We start from the raw sequence: 25,091 nt of genomic DNA on the forward strand, positions 1-25,091 counted from the left end.
GCGGTTCGTTGCGGACGTGATGGTGGCTCTCAGGCGACGAGCGGGGTTTCCCTTGATGGGGCGACGGCGGCATCGGCATCCGTCCACTCGTCACCACTGAGCGAGGGTCGGCTAAATCCGTGAAAAGCTTCGAGATGGCGATCGCGATCCTCGACGAACAGCGAGCTTGCCAGGCCCTCAACGAGGCGGGACGCTCCTTCGCCGACCGATGGAACGCCGCTGGTGATCTTGCCATGCGACATGACCGCAGGGAAAGTGAAGCAGTGAATGTGGGAGATCGCCGCATCCGTCACTTCCCGGCCCGGTTTCGGCAGGAACTGGAAATGCCGGCCGAGATAGGGATATCGACCGAGATCCTGCCGTTCCCATTCCGGCTCGGGCCGAAAGTGGTCCTGCCACATGGCGATCCTGTCCGACAGGGCCGCGAGTTCGGGCGCTTTCGTGTGATCGACGCGAAAGCCGGTGGCGAAGATCACCAGGTCGGCGCCATACCGGCCTTTCGGGGTAACGATCTCGATGGCTCCACCGGTTTCCTTCAGCGCCTGTACGGGGCTGCCGAAATGGAAATGCGCATTGGCATGCGCCGAGACGCGCAGCACGCTGTGGCGCGGCGGTGGTACGGCATTGCGTTCGCCAGCAACGCTCAGTTGCCATTTGACCGCGTCGGGAAGATCGACATAGCCATGGATCATTCCCGGCCCGGCAATGCCGGAAAACTTGTCGACGCGCGGAAAGCTCGGGCGCCGTGCGAAAATGTCGACTCGCGCAGCACCGGCTTCCAGCGCCGCGGCCGCGTTGTCGAGGGCCGAGGCTGCAAGGCCGACCACCGCGACGCGTTTGCCGCGCAGCCCTTCAATGTCGATATCATCGCTGGCATGGGCAATATAAGCGGCTGGAACCGACCGAGCGATCAGCGGCAAGGCCGCCCCGCCCATGCCGTCGATACCGGTTGCCAGAACAAGCCTGCGTGCAAGCAGGGTGCGGCTTTTTCCAGCCGTCACCGCGTCGAACTCGACCAGCCCGTCGGACGTCAGTCTGATGTTGCACACATCGGTGTCGTTCTCGACGGGCAGATCCAGGACGTTGCGATACCAGACCATGTAGGCCATCCACATGTCGCGTGGAATTGCGGGCATGTCGATGAAGGCCTGTCGGCCGAATTGCGCCTCGAACCAGGCGCGGAATGTCAGCGAGGGAACGCCCAGTGCCAGCCCCTGCGATTCCTTGCGGGTGCGTAGAACCGGCATGCGCGCATAGGTCAGCCACGGTCCTTCGGCACCTTGTGGGGCGCGGTCGAAACAGGCGACATTCAGGATCGCTGCACGGCGAAGCGCGAACAGGGTCGTCAGGCCACACAGGCCTGCGCCGACGACCGCCACATCGAGCACGTCGCGGCCATCCACCTGGCGCGGCGGAATCCAGCTTTTGGCCGGCATGTTCAGCCACAGCAGATCGTCCGCCAGACGCTCTTCCAGGCCTTTCAGGAGGGATGCAGGGGGGTGGGCGCTCGTCATAGGCGGTGTACCCAAACTATGTGCCCGTTCAGCACGAGCGGATGAAATCCGTGATCTTTTCGATGACGTCCATTTCCAGATCCGGGAAGATCGGCAGGCAGAGAACCTGCTGCGAGGCGCGGGTCGCCACCGGCAGGTTGCTTTCCTGCGACGACGGCATGCTGCGATACATCGCAAAGCTCGAGATCAGCGGATAGAAATAGCGGCGCGCATGGACCCCGTTTTCCTTGAGCGCGTCGTAGAGCGCATCGCGGGAAATCGGAAAATCTTCCCCTACGAGGATCGGAAAATAGGAATAGTTCGAAACGGTCTCGGTCGAGGGATCGAGGCAACGGATGCCTTTGACGCCCGCCAGCCGTTCCCGATAGGCGGTATCGATGCGCTGGCGCGCCTCGATCATCACGTCGATATATTTCAGCTGCAACACGCCGAGCGCCGCATTGAACTCGCTCATCTTGCCGTTGGTGCCGGAGGCCACGACCGAGATTTCGCCGGTATGGCCGAAATTCTTCAGGTTGTCGACGCGCGCCTTGGTCTTGGCATCGGGGCAGATGATCGCGCCGCCCTCGAACGTGTTGAACACTTTCGTCGCATGGAAGCTCAGGACCGAAAGATCGCCGTAATTCAAGATGCTGCCATTGACGTCGCGGACGCCGAACGCGTGCGCGGCGTCGTAGATGACCTTGAGATTGTAATCGTCGGCAATCCTCTGGATCGCATCCGTATCGCAGGGATGGCCATAGCAGTGAACGGGCACGATCGCGGTGGTGTTCTGCGTGATCGCCGCCTCGATCCGGGCCGGATCGAGGTTGAGATTGTCGCGCTCGACATCGACGAAGACCGGCTGGATGCCATTCCACAGAAGCGAATGCGAGGTTGCCACAAAGGAATAGGGCGTGGTGATCACTTCGCCGGTAATGCGCAGCGCCTGAAGCGCGGTCTGCAGCGCGATCGTGCCGTTGGCAAACAGGCAGACATGCTGCACGCCCAGATGCTCGCACAGTTTCTGCTCCAGTTCCTTGTGGAACGGCCCGCCATTGGTCAGCACCCGGTTGTCCCAGATCTTTTCGAGCGACGGAATGAATTCCTCAAGCGGCGGAAGGCTCGGCTTGGTCACAAAAGTCGTTGCGTTTTTCATCCAGGTCTTCCCGACGCTCAAATCCTGCCATGACCTGTCGCGTCGAATCGAACATGACGGTCAGACTGGGACGATCGCATGACGACCTGTCGTGAGGCTTGCGGGCTGCGAGGCGGCGCCAATAAGCGGTGGAAGGCAGCGGCGCAAGACGCCGATACAGAGGGCGGTTAATGGCCGGCCGCGCCACAGCGCCAGCGCGGCACAAGTTTGCCAACCGATAATCGGGTCAAGCCCTATCGTGTCGTCAAGGACCTTCGCGTGCCGATCAACCCGTCCACCGCTTTACAGCACTTCGCGGATCCTGCGCCTTATGCCCACCCGGCCGTTGTGCCGGTCGTGATCTACCAGCCCTATCTCAACGACGCCCAGAAAAGCCAGGTCCATCCGCAGGCGGTGGCGCTGGACATCGGTTTCAATACCGCTGCGGCCAGCCGTGAATACGAGCTTTTCGCCCATCTGCGGGACCGCCATGCCGCCGAAGGGTTCGACGACACGGCATTTTGGGGACTGGTCTCCACCAAGTTCGAGCTGAAATCCGTATCCTCCTTTGCGGATTTCGTCGCGCAGGCGGGCCAGGCCCATGCCGAAGGTGCCGATGCCTATCTCTACAATCCGCTGATCGGCTGCGCGGCCATCTATGCCAATGTCTGGGAACAGGCGATGCTGGGCGGGCATCCCGGCATGGAGCCGATCTTCACCTATCTCAACGAAAAGGGTTTCGGCGCGGCCCTGCCTCAGGCCGCAAACCGTTTCTTCTTCTGCAACTACATGTGCGGCAACCGTGCCTTCTGGGACGGCTATTTCGGCTTCTGCGAGATGGTTCTCGGCATGCTCGACGACGAGGCGCGCCGAGGCACCACCGTCGGCCTGGCCTATGCCGGTCAGGGCCATTACGGCCGCGATCGCAATGCCCTGATGCGGCCGTTCGTGATCGAGAGGCTGCTCGGCCTTTATCTGCACAGCCCGATGGCGCAGGGTCTGAAGATCAGCACCTATATTCCGCATGCCGGCGATTTCGAATGGAAGTTCGGGCCACGCCTCGGCCGCCTGCTGCACCGTCTCTACGATCTCAAGCAGAGCTTCGTCGCCCGCCCCGACCAGCAAACCATCGCGGCCTGGCAGACGGCGCGTCAGCCGCTGGTGAAACAGCCGCAGGTGATCTGGCAGATGGACGATCCGCCGGCCTGGATGCCGGCGCGCTAGACCAAGGCCGCAACGATATGCCCTCAGCAAGGACAAAGCCATGACCAAGCTTCAACGCAGGCGTTCCGCCACCCGGTCCGTTACGAAGACCGCGGCTCCCCGGGCCAAGGCCGCCGGACCAGCGCGGCTGACGCCCTTTGCCGGCGGATGGGAAGCCCACAAGGACAGGCGCTGCATCTGGATCGTCACGCCGAACAACTACCCGCACAGCCATGCTTTCGACGAAGTCGCGCTCGCAATGCAGGGGGCCTGGCAGGAGCTTGGCGGGTCACTGCCGATCGTCACAGAGTTCAAGGACTTTGCAGGCCGCTCGCCGATCATCTATGGCGGCAACCTGCTGCCGGAAGAGATCATCCCGCATCTGCCGGCCGACAGCGTCATCATCAATCTCGAACAGGTGTCTGACGACAGCGTCTGGATCAATGCGCGATATCTGACGGTGCTGCGCAATTTCCCGGTCCTCGATTACAGCGCACGCAACCGCGACCGGCTGACGGAAAAGGGCATCGTTCATGCGGGCCTTCTCGAGATCGGCTACAGCCCGTGCCTGACCCGGATCGCGCCGGCGCCCGTCAAGGATATCGACATTCTCTTTTACGGCTCGCTCAACAAACGCCGCGCCGACATCCTGCGCGCCCTGCAGATCGCCGGGCTTAACGTCATCCATCTGTTCAGCGTCTATGGCGAGCAGCGGGACGCGGCGATCGCCCGCGCCAAGGTGGTCATGAACATCCACCAGTTCGACAGCAAGGTGTTCGAGATCGTCCGGGTGTCTTATCTTCTGGCCAACCATGTCTGCGTCCTGACGGAAGGTGATCCGGCCGACCCTGATGTCAAACCGCTGATCGAGGGGCTGGCGGTCGAGCCGTATGAGACGCTGATCGGCCGGGCGATCATGCTGGTTGCGAGTGAGGAGGATCGCCGCGCGCTGGCGCAGAACGGCTTTGATATCATCAGCCGGCAGTCGCAGGCCGAAAAGCTGAAATCCGTCATGGACGCCGGGGCCGCGAGCCCGGGCTGAAGCCTTTGAAAGCTTGCTCGCCAATACAGTAGATACGAAAAAGGCCGCCCTTGAAGCGGCCTTTCTCGTATCTACTGTATTGGCGCCCTTTAAAGAAACGGCGCCGTGCGGTCGGGCAGGGCAGGCACGTCGATATGCTCCGGCGGCAGGCCCTTTCGCGCACGCTCCGCCATCATCTCGAACGCGGTTTCCAAGTGCCGGCAGAAGCGTTCGGCATCAAAGAGCGGTTTGACCATGCGGTTTTCCTCCAGCCGTTTGCTGAAGGCGGCGACCTTGTCGCGGTCGGAAAAAAGCTCGGCAGCCAGGCGCACATAGTCCGCCTCGTCGCGGGCGACCATTTCCGGCAGGCCCATCGCGCACAACAGGCTTTCCGAAACGCGCGAGGCGAAATGCGTTCCCTTCAGCGTGAGTACCGGCAATCCGGCCCAGAGCTGTTCCGAGGTCGTCGTATGGCCGTTATAGGGAAAGGTGTCGAGGCCGACATCCGCCAGCGTGATGCGCGACAGATGCTGCTCGAAGGGCACGACCCTGGTAAAGACGATCCGCTCGGCTGCAATGCCGGCGTCGGTCAGCTTGCGCTCGATATTGTTCTGCGCCTCGCGCGACTTGACCATGATCCAGATCACGCTGCCCGGGGTCGCCTTCAGCACGCGGATCCACAGGTTGATCGTGCGGAGCGAAATCTTGCGGGTGGCGTTGAAGGACGCAAAGACGAAGGCATCCTGCGGCAGCCCGGCTTCCGCGCGCGTGAACATGCCGGTCTGCGCGGCCGGCTGGTTCGGATTGTTGGGCTGGTAGCATTCCGGCATGCGGCAGAATTTTTCCCAGTAATGCGGCTTGGCCCGATCCGGCAGGACCTTGTGGTCGCCGATGACATAGTCGAGATCGACATTGACCGTCGTGCCCGGAAACCCGAGCCAGGCGACCTGGACCGGCACCATGGTCTTGTTGAGGATCATCGCCCGTCCACCGCGGGTATGGCCCTTGAGGTCGATGAGGATGTCGATGCCGTGCTGTTCGATCACCTGCGCCGCCTCGGCGTCGGTCATGTCCCCGACAGAGACGATGCGTCCCCACTGCCGGCGCTCTGCCTCCTGTTCATCGAGGAACTTGCCGTCCGTATAGCAGAACAGGGTGATGTCGAAGCGCTCGGTATCGTGCGCCCGCAACACGGCATTGAGCAGTTTCATGGTCGCATGCATGGCCCAGAAATCCGACGACAGATAGCCGATGCGGATTTTCCGAGCCCATTGATGCGGGGCCGAACGGCGCTGCCGCTGCTTGTCGAGGGAATAGGCGTCGGGGAAATAGCCGACCTTCTTGTTCATCGCCTCGTTGGCGAGCCAGGTCAGGTTGTAGAAGGGCGCCTCGACCTGCAACAGCGTCTGCGGCGTTTTTGCAAGGATGCGGTCAAGTTGCGGCTGCAGCCGTTCGATTTCCTTGTAATTGTTGACCTCGCGCTGGGTGACGAGATGGGCCATCAAAAGCGGCAGGCTTTTCGGCATTCGTGCCTGCATGGCCGCCAGCGCCTCGCGGTCGGCCGTGTCGTCCGCAGCACCGGTCAGCAGCATGAAGGCCAGACCGGTATGCTTGGGATTGCTGCTTGCCGAAAGGACGGGCAGGAAGGCGCGGATTGCCTGCTTCTCGCCACGCTTACGAAACAGGCTGGCGATGATGAAGGCGAGATCCGCATCGTGCTGGGCCTTCTGGAGCAGGGGCAGGCCGAGGCTGAGGGCCGCATCGTCATGGCCGAGTTCGAAATGCAGCTTCATTGCCTCGGCATAATAGGTGTCCGCGTCCGGGCCGCCCAGTTCGGCGGCAAGAACATAGGTATGGGCAGCTTCCGTCTTGAAACTGAGGGCAATCAGCGTCCTGGCCAGAAGCGCGTAGGTCTTGGCGTCCTTGGCATGATCCAGCAGCCTGTTGAGCGCAGTCAAGGCATCGGTATAGCGACCACGCTCAAAGCTCTTTGAAGCATCGGCGAACAGGGTCAGAGGGGTCAAGGCGGGCTCCGGGCGATCTGGTTTCGAGAGGGGAGGGCGCCGGCAAATGCGCACGATCCCCCGCCGTGCCAGCGATAGCCGCTCAAGCTTGCCCGAAGCGGGTGTGGATTATGCAAAAATGTTGGATTTTATGAGATGTTGCGACGCGCCGCTTAAGGAATCCGAAATCATTGTTTGCGAGTGTCAGCATCACATGACGGGTTTGGTTTTCTCCAGCGAGAGAAGCCGAGTGGGCATGAAGCCAGACGTCATCGCCGGTATTTACAGCCCGGTATGTCCCCACCGTATTCTGTTTAAAAGGGACTAAATTCCATGACCAGCATTCTCACCAACGCCGGTGCAACCGCCGCTCTCTCCACGCTGCGTTCGATCAACTCCGAAATGGAGACGACCCAGAACCGCATCTCGTCGGGCTACAAGGTTGAAACCGCTTCGGACAACGCTGCTTACTGGTCGATCGCAACTACCATGCGTTCGGACAACAAGGCTCTCTCCACCGTTCAGGACGCTCTCGGCCTCGGCGCTGCCACGACCGACGTTGCCTACACGGCTCTGGAAGCCTCGATCGACGTCGTAGACGAGATCAAGTCCAAGATCACCGCGGCTTCGGAGCCGGGCGTTGACAAGGACAAGGTCCAGAAGGAAATCAAGCAGCTTCAGGACCAGCTCCTGTCGATCGCCAAGTCGGCTTCCTTCTCGGGCGAAAACTGGGTCTACCACAGCGCCGACTCGTCTGCCGGCACCCAGTCCATCGTCGGTTCGTTCAACCGCGATAGCGAAGGCAGCGTCAGCCTGACGACCCTGAAGTTCGACACGTCGAACTCCTCGCTGATCTACGTTGACGGCGACGGCAAGGTCGACAGCTCGGGCGACGCTCTGCTCTCGCAGAACATCACCTATGTCGGCACCGACGGCAACGACGTAACGGCTGGCTTCTCCGTCATGTCGCTCGACGTCAGCACGCTCGACACGGATGCAAAGCTGGACGAAGCCCTCAAGGCCATCGACACCGTTCTTCAGGACATGACGGACGCTGCCGCGGACGTCGGTTCGATCAACAGCCGTATCGACATGCAGACCGACTTCGTCGCCGACCTGATGGACAGCATCGAAACCGGCGTCGGCAAGCTGGTTGACGCCGACATGAACGAGGAATCGACCCGCCTGAAGGCTCTGCAGACGCAGCAGCAGCTCGGCATCCAGGCCCTGTCGATCGCAAACGGCTCGACGCAGAACATCCTGTCGCTCTTCCAGTAAGATCGGCTTCATCTGCCAGAACAAAGGTCGCGCCCTCCGGGGCGCGATTTTTTTTTGAGCTTATATCCTGTTTTTTGATCGCGCTTTTCGCGCCCCTTCGCCGAGGTGCTGGGCGATAAAGTCTAACTTCCTGACCTCGTTAACGAATATTCGGTTTTGGATTTACGGTTCATTAAGGACGTTATGGTTAATTGGTCCTACTCAAGCGGTGCGTCTCCAGCGTAAGCAGTCGAGACGAGCATGATGCGGCTCACCCCTTGCCGGAGAGAAACCGGAGTTTGTTTTATCAGATTCAGTTCGTACTGAGAGGCATCGATCCATGACCAGCATCCTCACCAACACGGCCGCAATCGCAGCTCTGTCCACCCTGCGCTCCATCAATACCGACATGGAGACCACGCAGAGCCGCATTTCGTCGGGTTACGAAATCGAGACTGCCAAGGACAACGCTGCCTACTGGTCGATCGCGACCACCATGCGTTCAGACAACAAGGCTCTCTCCACCGTCCAGGACGCGCTCGGCCTCGGCGCCGCGACGTCCGATGTCGCCTATACGGCTCTGGAAGCCTCGATCGACGTCGTAGACGAGATCAAGTCCAAGATCACCGCGGCTTCCGAGCCGGGCGTTGACAAGGACAAGGTCCAGAAGGAAATCGAGCAGCTTCAGAACCAGCTTCTGTCGATCGCCAAGTCGGCTTCCTTCTCGGGTGAAAACTGGGTCTATCACAGCGCCGACGCGACTGCCGGCACCGAATCCATCGTGGGTTCCTTCAACCGTGACGGCGAAGGCAATGTCAGCCTGACCATGCTGAACTTTGACACCACCAAATCCTCGCTGATCTACGTCGACGGCGATGGTGCAATCGACAGCAACGGCGACGCTCTGCTCTCGCAGCACATCACCTATGCCGGCACCAACGGCGACGTAACGGCTGACTTCTCGGTGATGTCGCTCGACGTCAGCACGCTCGACACGGCTGAAAAGCTGGACGAGGCCCTCAAGGCGGTCGACACGGTTCTTCAGGACATGACGGACGCTGCCGCGGACGTCGGTTCGATCAACAAGCGCATCGACATGCAGACCACCTTCGTCGCCGACCTGATGGATAGCATCGAAACCGGCGTCGGCAAGCTGGTCGACGCCGACATGAACGAGGAATCGACCCGCCTGAAGGCCCTGCAGACGCAGCAGCAGCTTGGCATCCAGGCCCTGTCGATCGCCAATACCTCTTCGCAGAACATCCTGTCGCTGTTCCAGCAGTAAGACGCTCAAACTCCCAGATACGAAGGCCGCGCTCTCCAGCGCGGCCTTTTTACGTTGATTTTTCGGGTACGGTGGTGCCCTCCGGGTCGAGGCTGGTGCGAGGCTTAACCCGTGCTTAAGCAAGGTTAAAACTCCGTATTGCATTAACGCCTCATTAACCATATTGGCTTTAACCGTAGTTTAAAGAACGTATGGGTCGACCAACAGGGCAAAATGGCTGGTCGGCAAGCATGATGCGTCCGCACGTTGCCGGCAGGCTCCGGTATGTCCCGCACTCCTCAAGGGGCATTTATTTCAGATGACCAGCATTCTTACCAATACCGGTGCCATGGCGGCGCTGCAGACCCTGCGTTCGATCAATTCCGACATGGAGACGACGCAGAACCGCATCTCCTCGGGCTACCGGGTCGAAACCGCTGCGGACAACGCCGCCTACTGGTCGATCGCAACCACGATGCGCTCCGACAACTCGGCGCTCTCTACCGTCGAGGACGCGCTCGGTCTCGGTGCCGCCAAGACGGATACCGCCTATACGGGTCTCGAAGCCGCCATCGACGTGATGACCGAGATCAAGTCGAAGATTACCGCCTCGCGCGAGCCGGGCGTCGACAAGACGAAGATCGACAAGGAGCTTTCCGAGCTCAAGAACCAGTTGTCCTCCATTGCCGAATCCGCGTCCTTCTCGGGCGAGAACTGGCTCTACAACACCGCCACCACCGGCATGCCGACCAAGGAAATCGTCGCTTCTTTCAACCGTTCGACGGATGGTGCGGTGTCGCTGACGACGCTCAATTTCGATGCGGCGGAATCGGTGATGATCGATACGTCCAGCGCCGGCGGCGGTATCCTGACCAGGGACTGGGACGTGACGGACGCAGACGGCAACGTTATCGGCACCTATTTCCTCATCGACGCCGACAGCACCGATCCGGCCTCCGGAACCGAGGTCAAGCTGGATGACAACACCACCGATACGCAGATCGACGGCATGCTGGTGGCGGTTGAAAAGATGCTGCAGCAATTGACCGATTCGGCCGCCAATCTGGGCGCCGTCAGCAGCCGTATCGACCTGCAAACCACCTTCGTGTCGACCCTCATGGATGTGATCGACAAGGGCGTCGGACGTCTGGTCGACGCCGACATGGACGAGGAATCGACCCGCCTGAAGGCATTGCAGACGCAGCAGCAGCTCGGCATCCAGGCGCTGTCGATCGCCAATACCAACGCCCAGAACATCCTTACGCTGTTCCAGCAGTAACGGGCTCGGGGAGGCGACCGGCCTCCCTCCTTTACAGGCTGTTTCTGGCATCGTCTTTTCGCCGGGCCCCGGTCATCGGCAACGGCGACGCTGGACCGCGCATTTGCCCTGTCGCGGTCCAGCATCTTCATTTTCGCACAAGTTTGACTGCCTAGTTTGTCGCAAACGTATCCGCACGAGGCTTGCCTGCCGCGTGCCGGTCCTCCGCTCTTGAACGGGACAGCGCAATGATTGCAGTGGTGAATTTTTGGCTTTGGCCCGCCTGTGCGCGCGGCCGGTCCGCAGTCCCGGGCAGAATATACGGAGCGCGGGCATGAGCGCGTCGCTTGCAAGATATCTCAAGGATTTCAGCGAACCGCAGCCGACACCGGTCCTGCTGACGCCGCAATTCGATCTCGGTGATATGGCCGCAGATTTTGATTTTCCCACGATCGCGCCGGCGGAACCTGCCATCGATATCGATGCCGAACGGGCCGCGGCCCATGCCGAGGGCGTGGAGGCCGGGCGTGCGCAGGCGCAGCGGCAATGGGCCGAGGAAAGACAGGCGCTTGAAGCCGCCTATGCGAGCGAACTCGACGCCCTTCGCGCGCGCTGCGAGGTTCAGGCGGTCGAAAGGATCGACGCCGGCCTCAATGTAATTGCGAGCAAGCTTGCCGCAACGATCGGCGAACAGACCGTCGGCGCGCTGATACCGTTCCTGGAGGAATCGCTTGCCGCCAAGGCCGTCGAGGAACTGGCGGACCTGATCCGCAAGGCGTTGTTCGATGGCGATATCGGCACCATTACCGTGTCCGGTCCGGGACCGATGTACGAGAAACTGAAGGCGGCGCTCGGCTCCGATGCGCCTGTCCTGCGTCACGTCGAAGCCGATGATCTCGACCTGTCGGTCGACATCGACGGCAGCGTGCTCGTCACCAGGCTTTCGGCCTGGGCGGCGAGCCTGAGAAAGGTGCTCGGATGAGCGAAAACCATCATCACGGCAAGAACGAGATCATCGTCGTCAAGAAGCACGGCGGCGGTCACGACGGGCACCATGGCGGCGCCTGGAAGATTGCCTATGCGGATTTCATGACGGCGATGATGGCCTTCTTCCTGGTCATGTGGCTGGTCAACGCCGCCAACGAGGAGACCAAGGCCTCGGTCGCGAGCTATTTCAATCCGATCAAGCTGTCCGACGAAACGCCCGCCAAGAAGGGGCTGGAAAAGCCCGTCGATACGTCCGAGGGGCAGGCAAAGAAGGATCGCTCGAAGGTCAAGGCCGATGAGGGCCAGACCGTCGGTTCGGCTGCGGCAAGCGGCGAGGACATGACATCGAGCGCCGGCGAGGAACAGAACTACTCCGAAGCCGATTTCTTCGAAAACCCCTATTCGGTTCTGGCCGAGATCGCACAGGAAGTCGGCCAGCAGGCCAATGTCAGCGCCAAGGGCGAGGGCGGAGCGTCGACCTCCGGACCGGCGACCGGCGCCGATGGCGGCGAAGCCTATCGCGACCCTTTCGATCCGGATTTCTGGACCAAGCAGATCGAGGTGGTTCGCGCCGAGGGAAGCGAGACGGAAACGCTCGCGCGAAACGAAGCGGAAAAGACCGTCGCATCACAGCAGCAGGCGAGCCTGAGCGAAGCGGTGAACACCGATACGCCCGCTGAAATGCTGCCGCCGACACCTTCTGTCGCAAATGGCAAAAATCAGCCGAACCCGGCCGAGCCCCAGGCTGCGAACGTCGTTCCGCAGTCGCGGCCCGATCCGGCCACCGTCAGGCAGGATGCCGCTCAGGCAGATGCGCAGGCCAGCAAACAGGCGGCCGAGCTGCGCGAAGCGATAGAACAGCAGATTGCCGGCATTTCCGGCAAGCTCGCCGAGGGTCTTCAGGTCACGACATCCGAAGGCGGCCTGCTGATCACGATTTCTGACCAGAGCGATACGCCGATGTTCAACCTGTCTTCCGCCGTGCCGCGCCGCGAAATGGTGCTGGCCATGGAAAAGATCGGCCAGATCCTCAAGGATCGCCGCGGCGACGTCGTCATTCGCGGCCATACCGATGGTCATCAGTTCAAGGGTGAAGGCAACGACAACTGGCGCCTGTCTTCGGCACGCGCCCACAGCGCCTATTTCATGCTGGTCAAGGGCGGGCTTGCCGAGGATCGCGTCAAGCAGATCTCGGGCTTCGCCGATCGTCGCCTGCAGGTGCCGGATGATCCGTTCGCCCAGTCCAATCGTCGCATCGAGATCCTTCTCGACGCAGCCAAGGGATGAACATGGCGCGTTTTCCGCATCGTCTCCTCGGCCTGGCATCGGCCGCCTTTGCGGCGGTCTCGCTGCAAGGCGCCGCCGCACAGCAGGAGGGGGAGAACCTTGCCCCCTACCAGATGCTGCGATCGCTGCAGTTCGTGCAGGACACGGTCGTGACCGGCGATCATTCGGCCGGCGAAATGCAGCGCTACCTGATCGGCGCGATCGACAAGCGGCTGCGTGCGGTGGACCCTTCCGTCTATTCCGACCCCCGTAATGTCGATGCGGCGCTGATCTATGCGATGAGCGGCGGAAATCCGTCGACGCTCGAATACCTGGTCTCGCGCGATGTGGCCGGCAATTTCGACAACCGTGTCGCCGATATCCTGCGCAAATATCTGAGCGGCCAGGGCACGATGGTCGTCAATACGCTGAAAGCCATGGTGCCCGAATACAGGAACGAGCGGATCGGGCCCTATCTGGCACTGGTTGCCGGCAATGTCGCCGTCGCTGGCACGCCGCTCGAAGCTCTGGAATTTTATGACTGGGCACGGCTGGCGGCGCCCGGCACGATCGTCGAGGAGGCGGCGCTGCGCCGTTCCGTGTCGATCGCCGTCGAGGCCGATCTGGTCGATAGGGGCATGGGCTATGCGCGCAAATATGCGCGGCGCTACGTGCACTCGCCCTATGCCAGCCAGTTCGCCGATCTCTTCGTTCTTCTGGTCGTGCGCCACTACGGCAAGGACGTAGCCGCAGCGGATGTCGAGGGCACGCTTGCCTTCATGGATGCCGATCGCCGCCGCGAGGTCTATCTACGCATGGCCCGCCAGGCGGCCATCGCCGGAAAGAACGATCTGACGCGCTACGCATCCGAACAGGCGACCGGTATCAGCGGCGGAGCGGACGATCGCAATGCGGAACAGCTGGCGCGGCTTTACGGTGGCATGGCCGATATCCCGAGCGAAAAGGTCGGCGATGCGATGAAAACGATCGCCGATCTGCCGATGGCCACCCTTTCGCCGGCCGATCAGGCCCTGCGTGCGGCGGCACAGGCGATTGCCGATGCGGTGGTACGCCCGCCTGTTGCGCAAGGCGCCGGCTCGGAAAGGCTGGCACAAGACACGGGCGCCACTGTCGCGCCCACAAGAGACGCGGTGATCGACACCGCGTCGTCCGCCAATGATGTGCGCGGATCGGGCTCTGCCCCTGGCCAGACCGCCGGCGACAGCGCGGCGAAGGACGTTTCCGACTTCCAGACCTATGTCGATAGGGGCCGTTCGACACTGAATGCGATCGACGATCTGCTGAAGGAAGAGGGTGTTTTGCAATGATCAATGCCGAGGTGACGGCAAGAGCCGGTGCGTCCGACGCGACCGGTGCGGTGCGGGGATTGGCCGGAAAGCAGAGCGGTGACGGCGATAAAAGCGGGTTTTCCGACGCGCTGTCGAGCGCCGGCAACAGTGCGCGCAAGAACGACGACACCGTGGCCGAAGGCGATACCGACAGCGCGCCGGCCGCAGCGGAAGCCGTCGAAGATACGCCGCCGACCAAGGCGCGCGGCACGCTCGATCTGACGGCTCGGGTCCTGTTCGGCAAGGCCGAGGATGGGGGGCGCAGCACCCTTTCCGTCAGCGATGCGATGGGCGGCCACGCAAAGGCGACGACCAATGCCACGCCCGATCCGGATGCGGCGACGCCCAGAAAGAACGCCAAGCCGGGCGCGGATGGCGCAACGGCCATCGACACCACCGGTTCAGACCAGCCGAACAAGGCCGACAAGGCCCACAAGACGGACAGGGACAAGGTCGACAGGACCGAAACCGATCTCGACGGCAGTGCCGGCGCGGACGCTAGGGACGCGATTGCAGCCGGCAAGGAAACAGGCCTCAAGGATATGCTGTCCCTGCTGGCGGGTGGCGCGCCGGTGGACACATCTGCAAACGCAGCTCCAAAACCATCCGTTCAGATGCGCGAGCGCGACGAAACGCGTGGCGAAAAAACCGTCGGTGCTGCCGCGCCGGGACGCGGCGCGCAGGCATCTGCCGCGGCCAAGGCATCGGATGCGCTCGACATGCCGGAAGGCAGCGACAGGGCGCTTGTGGACGAGCGCACCTTCCGTCTCTCCTCCGGCCGGGGCGGGCAGGGCCTCGATATGACGGTCGGCACCGACGAACAGGGCAAGGTCGCCTTCGAGACGCGGGTCGGTGGCAATGGTGCTGCCGAAAACGTCGTCGTCCTCGATTCGCGCCGCTTCCTCGGCTTCGGCCAGAGCGCCAATGGCGCGGCCCTGACAGCGGCCATGGCCGACGACAAGACCTGGGCGGCTGCCATGACGTCCGGCACCTCGCTTGGCGATCCATTGGCCTCAAGCACGAACAATGTCGTCAATACACTCAAGCTGCAGCTTAATCCGCACGATCTCGGATCCGTGACGGCAACCCTTCGGCTGACCGGCGAAACGCTCAACGTTCACCTGACGGTCGAAAACCACGCCGCCTATCGCCAGCTCACCGACGACAGTTCCGGCATGATCGAATCGCTACGCTCCCAGGGCTTTGCCGTCGATCAGGTGACCATCAGCGTCGCCAGTACCAGCCAGTCGGACACGTCCGGCCAGCAGCAGGGGCAGCAATCCGGCCAGTCGGCTCAACAGCAGGCAGCCGCCCATGACGGACGCCAGGGTGCTGGCGCCGGTCGCGAGCAGAACCAGGGCCAGCCAGGCTCGATGACAGGCGAAAGCGCAAGAGGCACGAATGACCCGGTATCCGACACTGTCGCTGCTGGCAACGCTCGCCCTGACCAGCTTTACCTCTGACGCATCGCGGGCAGCCGGCCTCTATTCGACACCGACGCCCGCCATGCAGTCGCCGGCTCCGGCCGTTCGGGCCGCCAGTCAGCCTCCGTCGGCCATGCGCGCCAAGATCGGGACGGCGCCGCCCGTGAGCGCCGGCGGCGCTGCCGGCGCCGGGGTCTGCGAGGCACAGATACAGGCCGCAGCTGCCAAATACGGCATACCGGAGGGCATTCTCTATTCGGTCGGCCTGACGGAAACCGGCCGCAAGGGAAGTCTTTATCCCTTCGCCATGAATATCGAGGGCAAAGCCTTCTTCGCGTCGAGCCGGCAGGACGCGATGCGCCGGTTCGAGGAGGCGCGTGGCCAGGGTATCAAGCTGATCGACATCGGCTGCATGCAGATCAATCACCATTTCCACGGCGAGAACTTCGCCTCTGCGGAACAGATGTTCGACCCACGCCTCAACGTGGAATATGCCGCGAAGTTTCTCAGCAACCTTCACGGCCGTCACGAGACCTGGACAATGGCGGTAGCGAGATACCACGCCGGCCCCAATAACGACCCAGCCCAGAAGCGCTATGTCTGTCGCGTCATCGCCAATCTGGTCGCCACCGGCTATGGCAGCTGGACCGGAACCGCCTCCCAATTTTGTCGGGGATGACTATTAGCGGTTGATTGACCGGGTAGATTTTCCCCGGCGCCACAGTTATGTTCATGTTTTGGTCTCAATGTGTCAAGCAAGCCCAATTTTCAAACCTATTAACCTTTTCCACCGGATATTTGTATGAATTTTGCGGTGACCCACTAGATGTAGTGCAAATCGCGAGCAGGACCTTAATCAACTATTAAATTACATGGTTAATTTTACCCAGTTGTTCGTCTGGGGCTCGATTCGTATCCATTGCTCATCGAGGTTGCCACAGTGATTCGGAGGCGGACGAATGATCGTAGTGGTTGATGAACGTGAACTGGTGAAAGAGGGATATACATCCCTGTTTGGACGTGAGGGCGTGCCCTCTACTGGGTTTGATCCCAGCGAGTTCGGTGAGTGGGTCAACACAGCAGCGGATACCGACATAGCGGCGGTGGAAGCATTCCTGATTGGACAGAGCGAACGGGCTCTCGAACTGCCGCGGGCCATCCGCGATCGTTCGCAGGCCCCGGTGATTGCGGTGAGTGACCAACATTCGCTGGAAGCCACACTGGCATTGTTCGACAGCGGCGTCGACGATGTGGTGCGCAAGCCTGTGCATCCCCGCGAGATTTTGGCTCGCGCAGCGGCGATCCGTCGCCGTCTCAAGGCTCTTTCGACCCATACGGATGTCGGCGCGATCCGCGTCTTCTCCGATGGTCGCGATCCGGAAATCAACGGCGAAATCTTCGCCCTGCCGCGCCGCGAGCGCCGCATTCTGGAATATTTGATTGCCAACCGTGGCCGTCGCGTGTCGAAGACCCAGATTTTCAACGCCATCTACGGCATCTTCGATGAAGAGGTCGAGGAGAACGTCGTGGAGAGCCATATCAGCAAGCTTCGCAAGAAGCTGCGCAAGAAGCTCGGCTTCGACCCGGTCGATTCCAAACGCTTCCTCGGCTATTGCATCGACTGGAACTAAGGTTCTGAAATAAATCAGAGAAAAGGCCGGCATCCGATCATGGATGCCGGCCTTTTCTCGTTTTCGCACCCCGCGTCTTTTCGTGTTTGCAAATGAAGCAAAGACTGATCGAAAGCGCCGGCAAAGGCCAAAACAGACAGCTTCACGCAAGGCCCGTCATCTAGGTTCGCCAGCATAGGCAGAACGAGGATTTGAGATGAGCCTTTACGGAACCATGCGGACGGGTGTGTCCGGGATGAATGCGCAGGCAAACCGGCTCAGCACGGTTGCCGACAACATCGCCAACTCGAGCACCGTCGGCTACAAGAAGGCTTCGACGCAATTCTCGTCGATGATCCTGCCGTCTTCGAACGGCTCGTACAATTCGGGTGGCGTCAACACCACGGTCCGTTACTCGATCAACGACCAGGGTTCGTTCACCTACACGACGTCCTCGACCGATCTTGCCATCAATGGCGAAGGCTTCTTCATCGTCAGCGGCGCCGACGGTTCGAACTACCTGACCCGCGCCGGCAATTTCGAAGTGCAGCCGGACGGTTCGCTGATGAACGCCGCCGGCTTCACGCTGATGGGCTATCCCTATTCGTCGACGACCGATCCGACCATCGTCATCAACGGTTTCGACGGTCTGGCGCAGATCAACGTCCAGGCTGGCGGCATGAGCTCGACGCCCTCGACGACCGGCGTCGTCTCGGGCAACCTCCCCGCCGGCGAAGCGATCGGTTACGAAAAATCGTCGTCGCTTGTCGCTTATGACAGCCAGGGCAACTCGCGACTGCTTGATCTGAAGTACACGAAGACCGCCAATAACGAGTGGACGCTGGATGTCAGCTACACCGATGAGAACAAGACGCTCCATAACCTCGGCACGTATCCGCTCGAATTCGACGCCACCGGTAAGCTGATCACGCCGCCTTCGGGCGAGATCACCACAGCGGGTATGCTCGTCAGCGGTGGTTCCGGCATCAACGGCGCTGACCTGAACGGTCTCGACATCGACATCAGCGACATGTCGCAGCTCGGCGCGGCCTATTCCATCAAGGGCAATATCAACGGCCAGGCCGCGAGCGCCGTCGACAAGGTCGAGATCAGCAAGGACGGCATCGTCTCCATTCTCTACAAGAACGGCCAGTCGATGCCGGCCTACCGTATCGCCATGGCCAGCGTGCAGAGCCCCAACAACCTGACGCCGCGCGAAGGCAACGTCTATTCGCAGAGCAATGATTCGGGCGTCATCGTCATGGGTTATGCCGGCAATAGCGGTTACGGTTCAGTCCTCTCTGGCGCGCTGGAAGATTCCAACGTCGATATCGCCGAGGAACTCACCGGCATGATCGAATCGCAGCGCAACTACACCGCAAACTCGAAGGTCTTCCAGACCGGTTCCGAACTGCTCGAAACCCTGGTCAACCTGAAGAGATAACAGCGGGAATGATACCCGCAAAGGTCAGATAGATGTCGATTAGTGCAGCGCTTTCCACTGCCCAGCAGATCTTCAACAACACCGGTACGCAAACGTCGGTGACGTCGACGAACATCGCCAATACCCAGAACGCCAACTATGCCAAGCGTACTGCGGTCCTGGTCAGCAACGGCAATGGGGCGCTGGTCGCATCCACGACACGCGAACAGAACGAGCCGCTTCTGCGGCAGACGATTGCCAGCACCGCGCTGGCGAGCGGCCAGTCGACGCTGGCTGCGGGTCTCGAGGAGATCCGCAGCCTGCTCGGCGGCAATGACTATGAAACCTCGATGAGCACGAAGATGACGACGTTGCTCAACAACCTCGGTGCCTATGCGGCCAAGCCGAGCGAGGCCACCCTGGCGGCGACGGCAGTGTCCTCGGCGCAGGATGTCGTCAACACGCTGCGCACCACCTCCACCGAGCTGCAGGCCATCCGCGCCCGCACCGATGCCGAACTGAAGACCCAGGTCGACAAGCTCAACAACCTCCTGTCCCAGTTCGAAGCCGCCAACACTGCCGTCGTGCAGGCGCAGGCGATCAACAGGCAGGACAATAACGCGCTCGATACGCGCGATACGCTCCTCAAGCAGATTTCCGAGATCGTCGGCATTTCCTCGACCATCCGCGCAGGCGGCGACATGGCGCTCTATACGAGTGACGGCACGACGCTGTTCGAAACCATTCCGCGCGCCGTCACCTTCACGCCGACCAAGACCTATACCGCGGCCACCGAAGGCTCCGTGCTGCGGATCGACGGATTCGAGCTCAAGCCCGGCGTCGGCGGCGAGACCAGCGCCAGCGGCTCTCTTCAGGCCCTGCTGCAGATCCGCGACGACATCGCCCCGACCTTTCAGAGCCAGCTCGACGAGATCGCCCGCGGCCTGATCGTGGCTTTTGCCGAAACCGGTCCCAACGACGATCAGCCGGCGCTGGCGGGGCTGTTCACAAATGGCATCGACAAGACGGTCAACGACAGCGGCTCTCGCGTCGTGGGGCTTGCGGCGACCATTTCGGTCAACGCTTTTGTCAAGGACAAGCCGACGCTGCTGCGCGATGGTGATATCAACGGCGCCAGCCCGGCCTATGCGTGGAACCCGACTGCAGACAGCAGCTATTCGGCCCTGCTCGACCACTATTCGCAGATGATGCAGGCCAAGGGCAGTTTCGACGAGGACACCGCCGTCGGCGGCACGGATATCGACCTGATGTCCTTCGCCTCGGATTCGACCGGCTGGTTGGAAGCGCTTCGCAGTTCCTCCGTCACCGCCACTGAAACCAAGACGGCCATGCAGTCCCGCGCTGCCGAAGCCCTGTCCTCGGAGACGGGCGTCAGCCTTGATGAAGAACTCTCGCTGCTTCTCGACATTGAGCAATCCTACAAGGCAGCAACGAAGCTCGTCAGCACGATCGATGAAATGATCAGTGCGCTCCTTACCGCAGCAGGTTGATCATGAAGACCTCCTTTAGCTCCACGCATTCCATACAGACGACGCTCCTGCAAACGATGGCAAGGGCGCAGAACGATCTGGCCAAGGCCAACAAGGAAGTGACGACCGGCGTCTATGCCGATCTCGGCGCCGAGCTTGGCGCCAAGACGTCGCGCAGCCTCGATCTGTCCCGCGACATGCTGCGGATTGAATCGCAGATGACGACGAACTCGGTCGCCACCCAGCGTCTGACCTCGTCGGAAGAAGCGCTCTCGCAGCTTGCCGATATCGGCCAGGCCGTGATGGACTCGCTGGTCGGCCTGAGTGGCAGTTCCACCACGCTGGATGTCGCGCGCGGTACCATCAGTTCGGCGCTCAGCACGTTCACTGATGTCGCCAACACGTCCGTCAGCGGCGAATATCTGTTTTCCGGCACCAATAGCGACGTCAAGCCGATGATCTCCTATGAGGAGGACGGCGTCCTCAGCCAGGCGATCGACGATTTCCGCGTCGCCGGCGGCTATCCCGCACCGGCCGACATGACGGCCGGCGAGATGGAGACCTTTCTGACGGATCTGCGTACGCAGTTCAACGACGACGCCTTCTGGTCGACCAATGTTTCGCAGTCGAGCAACGCCAATATCTCCACGCGCATCAGCCCGACGGAAGTTGTCGAGACCTCAACCAACGCCAATAGCGAAGGCTTTCGAAGCTTCGTCTTCGCTTCGGTGATCTCGGCTAAATTCCTCACCAACGACGTGCCCGAACAGACGCGCCGTGCGGTGACCGACAGCGCCACCAATGCCATCGGCAAGGCGATTTCCGGCGTCAACGACCAGCGGTCGCAGATCGGTCTGTCGACCGAGCGTGTCAGCAAGGCGACCGTATCGCTCGCCGACCAGAAGGCGATCATCGAGACGCATATCAACGAGCTGCAGGGTGTCGATGTCTATGAGGCATCGACCCGGGTTAGCGCCCTGCAATCGCTTCTCGAGGCATCCTACACACTGACCTCAAGGATCCAGCAACTGAGCCTTGTGAACTACCTTTGATGAAACAAGGGTAGGGAATTGAAAATAAAGGGTACATGAATGTTCCAGTTTTCATATGCCGAGATCATGAAGGATGACGTCGCCGACGCCAAAGCGCGTGAACGGCAGACCCTCGATCGCTCGATCGAGCTCCTTCAGGCGGCTCGTGCCGACAATGACTATTCCCGTTCCGCGGTGGAGGCGCTGTTTTATACCCGGCGCGTCTGGATCAGGTTCATCGAGGACCTGCGGCAGCCGGAAAACGAACTGAATACCGAACTGCGCGCCAATCTGATCTCCATCGCCATCTGGATCTTGAAGGAATGCGAAAAGATCCGGCGGCGCCAGTCCGACAATTACCAAGGCATTATCGACGTAACCACCATCATCAGGGATGGCATTAAATGAAAAGCACTCTGCGTATCTCGCTCAAGTCCGGCGAACGAATCTTCATCAATGGTGCGGTTCTGCGCGTCGATCGTAAGGTTGCCCTGGAATTTCTCAACGATGTGACCTTCCTCCTGGAAAACCACGTTCTTCAGCCTCAGGATGCCACCACCCCGTTGCGTCAGCTCTATTTCATCGCCCAAATGATCCTCATCAATCCCGAGGGCAAGGATCAGTCGATGGCGATGTTCAAGAAGTCGGTCGCCATGCTTCTGACCTGCTTCCACGATGCCGACGTTCTGGCCGAACTCAAGCGCATCGACGCGATGGTCGCATCCGGCCGCGCCTTCGACGCCCTAAAGGCCATCCGTAGCCTTTACGCGACCGAGGACCGGATCCTCAACAATCAGGAAATCGCGCCGGCCATGGTCGAGACCATTCGCAAGGAAATCGCGCCATGGCGATAGACGCAGTCAGCACGGCGACCGCGGCATCCAATCCGTGGGCCAATGCCGGCGCATCGAACAGCGATGCCAACAAGGCGAGCCTGAACTATGACAGCTTTCTTCAGCTGCTGATCGCGCAGATGAAGAACCAGGACCCGACGGATCCGATGGATGCGTCGGAACAGGTGTCGCAGCTGGCCTCGTTCTCGCAGGTCGAGCAGACGATCCAGACCAACAAGCATCTGAAGAGCATGCTTCAGGCCGAAGCCCTGACCAAGGCCGGCGACATGGTCGGCAAGTACGTCATGAGCGCCGACGACAAGACCATGGGCAAGGTCAAGGAAGTCCAGGTCTATGCCGATGGCGTCATTGCCGTCACCGAAAAGGGCGACAAGGTTCTGCTGCAGGCCGGCGTCGTCGTGTCCGACAGGGAGATCGTCGCGGATACCAAGACCGAGACCGATAACTCGACGGACACGGACAAGGACGGTAAGACGAGCTGACGCGACGGCCGCGGATGATTCGCGGCCACGGAGAGCTCCAATGAATGAAGCCGACGCCCTTGAGATCATGCAGGCGGCGATCAGGACGGTCCTGATCGCTTCCGGCCCCGCCGTTCTGGCGGCCATGATCGTCGGCGTCGGCATCGCCTTTCTGCAGGCCCTGACCCAGATCCAGGAAATGACGCTGACCTTCGTCCCGAAGATCGTCGCCATCCTCATCACCATCGCCATTTCGGCGCCCTTCATCGGTGGTCAGGTCTATCTTTTCGCGGAACTCGTGTTTTCCCGCGTGCAGTCCGGGTTCTGACGCAGCGCCTTCCCGCCGGGCAGGGGCTGTGCCACGTCCGGGCCATCCTCGCGCAAGCTTCGGCCTCTAAGACGCATGGTGAACTGGCGGGGTTGTGTATCCCGTCGCCTTCTCATGAAGAGACGGAAGACCCATGGCGCAACCACCTGCACTGTCCATTCCGAAGGTAAATCCGAGCGGCCGCGATATCGGTTTTGCGATGGGCATCATCGCGATCCTGTGCATCCTGTTCCTGCCGATCCCGACCTTCCTGATCGATCTCGGTCTCGCTTTCTCGATCGCATTCTCGGTGCTGATCCTGATGGTGGCGCTGTGGATCCAGAAGCCCCTGGATTTCTCGTCCTTCCCGACCATTCTCCTGATCTCGACCATGGTGCGCCTGTCGCTCAACATTGCGACGACCCGTGTGATCCTGTCGCACGGCCATCAGGGCCATGATGCGGCCGGCGGCGTCATTGCCGGCTTTGCCGCGCTCGTCATGTCAGGCGACTTCCTGATCGGTCTGATCGTCTTCCTCATCCTCGTCACCGTGAACTTCATCGTCATCACCAAGGGTGCGACGCGTATCGCCGAAGTCGGCGCGCGCTTCACCCTCGACGGTATTCCCGGCAAGCAGATGTCGATCGACGCCGACCTTGCCGCCGGCACGATCGACGAGAAGGAAGCCCAACGCCGGCGTTCCGAGCTCGAAGAGGAAAGCATGTTCTTCGGCGCCATGGACGGTGCCTCGAAATTCGTGCGCGGCGATGCCATCGCCGGCCTGATCATCACCGCCATCAACGTCTTCGGCGGCATCCTTATCGGCTATTTCCGCCACGGCATGGAAATCGGCGAAGCCGCGGATGTCTTCGTGAAGCTGTCGGTCGGCGACGGTATCGTGTCGCAGATCCCGGCCCTGATCGTTTCTTTGGCAGCCGGTCTTCTCGTTTCGCGCGGCGGCACGTCGGGCCCGACCGACAAGGCGCTCGCCGATCAGCTCGGCGGCTATCCGCGCGCCCTTGCCATGTCGGCCGGCCTGATGGCTGTCCTGGCGCTGGTGCCGGGCCTGCCGCTGATCCCGTTCCTGGCGCTTGGCGGCGCCATGGGTTTCGGTGCCTGGTACATTCCCCGCCAGGCGGAGGCGGAAAGCAAGCTAGCCCGCGAGACCGAGGAGAAAAAGGTCGTCCAGACCAAGGAAGCCGAACGCGACTCGGTCAAGTCAGCGCTGAAGACCGCCGAAATCGAACTGGCGCTCGGCAAGCAGGTCTCGACCCGTCTCCTCGGCGCGCATCAGGAACTGGCTTTCCGCGTCGGCAAGATGCGTAAAAAGTTCGCCACCCAGTACGGTTTCGTGGTTCCCGAGATCAAGGTTGCCGACGATATCTCGATCCCGGAAAAGTCCTACCAGATCCGCATTCACGGCACGACGATCGCATCGAACACGCTGCGTGTCGGCGATGTCATCGTCGTCACCGGCTCCGGCCGCAAGCCGTCCATTCCGGGCGACGAGATCCGCGAACCCGCTTTCGGCATGCCGGCGGTGGCGATCCTCGAAAACTTCGCCGAAGACCTGAAGCGCGAGGGTTTCCACCCGATCGACAATGTCTCGGTCGTGCTGACCCACATGTCGGAAGTGATCCGCAACAACCTGCCGCAGCTTCTCTCCTACAAGGACCTGAAGATCCTCATCGATCGCATGGACCCGGAATACAAGAAGCTGGCCGACGAGATCTGCTCCTCGCACATGTCCTATTCCGGCCTGCAGGCGGTGCTGAAACTGCTGCTTGCCGAGCGCGTGTCGATCCGCAACCTGCATCTGATCCTGGAAGCCGTCGCCGAGCTTGCCCCGCATGTGCGCAAGACCGAGCAGATCGTCGAGCATGTGCGGGTGCGCATGTCGCAGCAGCTTTGCGGCGATCTGGCCGACAATGGCGTGTTGCGCGTGCTGCGGCTTGGCAGCAAGTGGGACATGATCTTCCACCAGGCGCTCAAGCGCGATGCCAAGGGCGAAGTGATCGAATTCGACATCGATCCGCGCGCGCTCGAGGAGTTTTCCGAGCAGGCCAGCCAAACAATCCGTGAATTCATGGATCGCGGCCTGCCATTCGTCCTTGTCACCTCGCCGGAAACGCGCTCCTATGTGCGCATGATCATCGAACGGCTGTTCGCAACGCTTCCGGTCCTGTCGCATGTGGAGCTTGCCAAGGGCCTGGAGATCAAGATCCTCGGCGCCATTTCGTGACGGCGCGCGG

At 61.2% G+C, this 25,091-nt stretch carries 22 protein-coding genes; 19 read left to right on the forward strand and 3 right to left on the reverse strand.

Translation table 11 applies throughout. The features are described from left to right. Positions 1-29: 29 nt before the first annotated feature. Both ACQKKX_RS17310 and ACQKKX_RS17315 read right to left on the reverse strand, forming a co-directional pair. Positions 30-1,514, reverse strand: coding sequence for an FAD-dependent oxidoreductase (locus ACQKKX_RS17310; protein ID WP_427572381.1), 1,485 nt, complete (start codon positions 1,512-1,514; stop codon positions 30-32). A 28-nt stretch (positions 1,515-1,542) separates the two neighbouring features. After that, positions 1,543-2,652, reverse strand: a complete 1,110-nt coding sequence (locus ACQKKX_RS17315) for a DegT/DnrJ/EryC1/StrS family aminotransferase (protein ID WP_427572383.1) — start codon at positions 2,650-2,652, stop codon at positions 1,543-1,545. 207 nt (positions 2,653-2,859) lie between these two features. On the opposite strand from ACQKKX_RS17315, the gene ACQKKX_RS17320 reads away from it, so the two are divergent. Further along, positions 2,860-3,855 (forward strand): hypothetical protein, encoded by a 996-nt coding sequence (locus ACQKKX_RS17320; protein ID WP_427572385.1) that lies wholly within the window; start codon positions 2,860-2,862, stop codon positions 3,853-3,855. 40 nt (positions 3,856-3,895) lie between these two features. Further along, positions 3,896-4,876, forward strand: a complete 981-nt coding sequence (locus ACQKKX_RS17325) for a hypothetical protein (protein ID WP_427572387.1) — start codon at positions 3,896-3,898, stop codon at positions 4,874-4,876. An 89-nt stretch (positions 4,877-4,965) separates the two neighbouring features. On the opposite strand, the gene ACQKKX_RS17330 is transcribed toward ACQKKX_RS17325, so the two are convergent. Next, on the reverse strand, positions 4,966-6,879 hold the full coding sequence (locus ACQKKX_RS17330; protein ID WP_427572388.1) for a glycosyl transferase: 1,914 nt from the start codon (positions 6,877-6,879) through the stop codon (positions 4,966-4,968). A gap of 312 nt (positions 6,880-7,191) precedes the next feature. On the opposite strand from ACQKKX_RS17330, the gene ACQKKX_RS17335 reads away from it, so the two are divergent. The 17 genes from ACQKKX_RS17335 to flhA all read left to right on the forward strand — a co-directional run bounded on the left by ACQKKX_RS17335 (position 7,192) and on the right by flhA (position 25,081). Further along, a complete protein-coding gene (locus ACQKKX_RS17335; protein WP_427572390.1) occupies positions 7,192-8,136 on the forward strand; it encodes a flagellin in 945 nt (314 codons plus the stop codon). 319 nt (positions 8,137-8,455) lie between these two features. Next, positions 8,456-9,400, forward strand: coding sequence for a flagellin (locus ACQKKX_RS17340; RefSeq protein WP_427572392.1), 945 nt, complete (start codon positions 8,456-8,458; stop codon positions 9,398-9,400). Between the two features lie 298 nt (positions 9,401-9,698). Then, the gene (locus ACQKKX_RS17345) at positions 9,699-10,658 is read left to right on the forward strand and encodes a flagellin (RefSeq protein ID WP_427572394.1); all 960 of its coding nucleotides are present in this window, start codon (positions 9,699-9,701) and stop codon (positions 10,656-10,658) included. 313 nt (positions 10,659-10,971) lie between these two features. Continuing rightward, complete coding sequence (locus tag ACQKKX_RS17350; protein WP_427572396.1) at positions 10,972-11,619, forward strand: hypothetical protein; 648 nt, start codon at positions 10,972-10,974, stop codon at positions 11,617-11,619. Then, positions 11,616-12,911: a MotB family protein gene (locus ACQKKX_RS17355; protein ID WP_427572398.1), complete on the forward strand. Its 1,296-nt coding sequence runs from the start codon at positions 11,616-11,618 to the stop codon at positions 12,909-12,911. The genes ACQKKX_RS17350 and ACQKKX_RS17355 overlap by 4 nt, the downstream gene beginning before the upstream one ends. A gap of 2 nt (positions 12,912-12,913) precedes the next feature. Further along, positions 12,914-14,218, forward strand: coding sequence for a chemotaxis protein MotC (gene motC, locus ACQKKX_RS17360; protein ID WP_427572400.1), 1,305 nt, complete (start codon positions 12,914-12,916; stop codon positions 14,216-14,218). Further along, positions 14,215-15,702 (forward strand): flagellar hook-length control protein FliK, encoded by a 1,488-nt coding sequence (locus ACQKKX_RS17365; RefSeq protein ID WP_427572401.1) that lies wholly within the window; start codon positions 14,215-14,217, stop codon positions 15,700-15,702. Before motC ends, ACQKKX_RS17365 begins: the two co-directional genes overlap by 4 nt. A gap of 94 nt (positions 15,703-15,796) precedes the next feature. Beyond that, positions 15,797-16,342 carry a transglycosylase SLT domain-containing protein gene (locus ACQKKX_RS17370; RefSeq protein ID WP_427572505.1) on the forward strand — a complete coding sequence of 182 codons (546 nt, stop codon included), beginning with the start codon at positions 15,797-15,799 and terminating at the stop codon, positions 16,340-16,342. A gap of 280 nt (positions 16,343-16,622) precedes the next feature. After that, positions 16,623-17,294 carry a response regulator transcription factor gene (locus ACQKKX_RS17375; RefSeq protein ID WP_112727514.1) on the forward strand — a complete coding sequence of 224 codons (672 nt, stop codon included), beginning with the start codon at positions 16,623-16,625 and terminating at the stop codon, positions 17,292-17,294. Between the two features lie 196 nt (positions 17,295-17,490). Continuing rightward, positions 17,491-18,717 carry a flagellar hook protein FlgE gene (locus ACQKKX_RS17380; RefSeq protein ID WP_427572402.1) on the forward strand — a complete coding sequence of 409 codons (1,227 nt, stop codon included), beginning with the start codon at positions 17,491-17,493 and terminating at the stop codon, positions 18,715-18,717. A gap of 32 nt (positions 18,718-18,749) precedes the next feature. Further along, positions 18,750-20,207 carry a flagellar hook-associated protein FlgK gene (gene flgK / locus ACQKKX_RS17385; RefSeq protein ID WP_427572404.1) on the forward strand — a complete coding sequence of 486 codons (1,458 nt, stop codon included), beginning with the start codon at positions 18,750-18,752 and terminating at the stop codon, positions 20,205-20,207. A 2-nt stretch (positions 20,208-20,209) separates the two neighbouring features. Further along, positions 20,210-21,238, forward strand: coding sequence for a flagellar hook-associated family protein (locus ACQKKX_RS17390; protein ID WP_427572405.1), 1,029 nt, complete (start codon positions 20,210-20,212; stop codon positions 21,236-21,238). A gap of 39 nt (positions 21,239-21,277) precedes the next feature. Beyond that, entirely contained in the window at positions 21,278-21,625 is a 348-nt protein-coding gene (gene flaF, locus ACQKKX_RS17395; protein ID WP_427572406.1) for a flagellar biosynthesis regulator FlaF, read from the forward strand. Then, positions 21,622-22,071: a flagellar biosynthesis repressor FlbT gene (gene flbT / locus ACQKKX_RS17400; RefSeq protein ID WP_427572407.1), complete on the forward strand. Its 450-nt coding sequence runs from the start codon at positions 21,622-21,624 to the stop codon at positions 22,069-22,071. The genes flaF and flbT overlap by 4 nt, the downstream gene beginning before the upstream one ends. Then, on the forward strand, positions 22,062-22,553 hold the full coding sequence (gene flgD / locus ACQKKX_RS17405) for a flagellar hook assembly protein FlgD (protein ID WP_427572408.1): 492 nt from the start codon (positions 22,062-22,064) through the stop codon (positions 22,551-22,553). The genes flbT and flgD overlap by 10 nt, the downstream gene beginning before the upstream one ends. A gap of 40 nt (positions 22,554-22,593) precedes the next feature. After that, on the forward strand, positions 22,594-22,860 hold the full coding sequence (gene fliQ / locus ACQKKX_RS17410) for a flagellar biosynthesis protein FliQ (RefSeq protein WP_427572410.1): 267 nt from the start codon (positions 22,594-22,596) through the stop codon (positions 22,858-22,860). A gap of 133 nt (positions 22,861-22,993) precedes the next feature. Continuing rightward, complete coding sequence (flhA, locus tag ACQKKX_RS17415; RefSeq protein WP_427572411.1) at positions 22,994-25,081, forward strand: flagellar biosynthesis protein FlhA; 2,088 nt, start codon at positions 22,994-22,996, stop codon at positions 25,079-25,081. Positions 25,082-25,091: the final 10 nt, after the last annotated feature.

The organism is Neorhizobium sp. NPDC001467, from assembly GCF_050275975.1.
Classification (GTDB): Bacteria; Pseudomonadota; Alphaproteobacteria; order Rhizobiales; family Rhizobiaceae; genus Neorhizobium.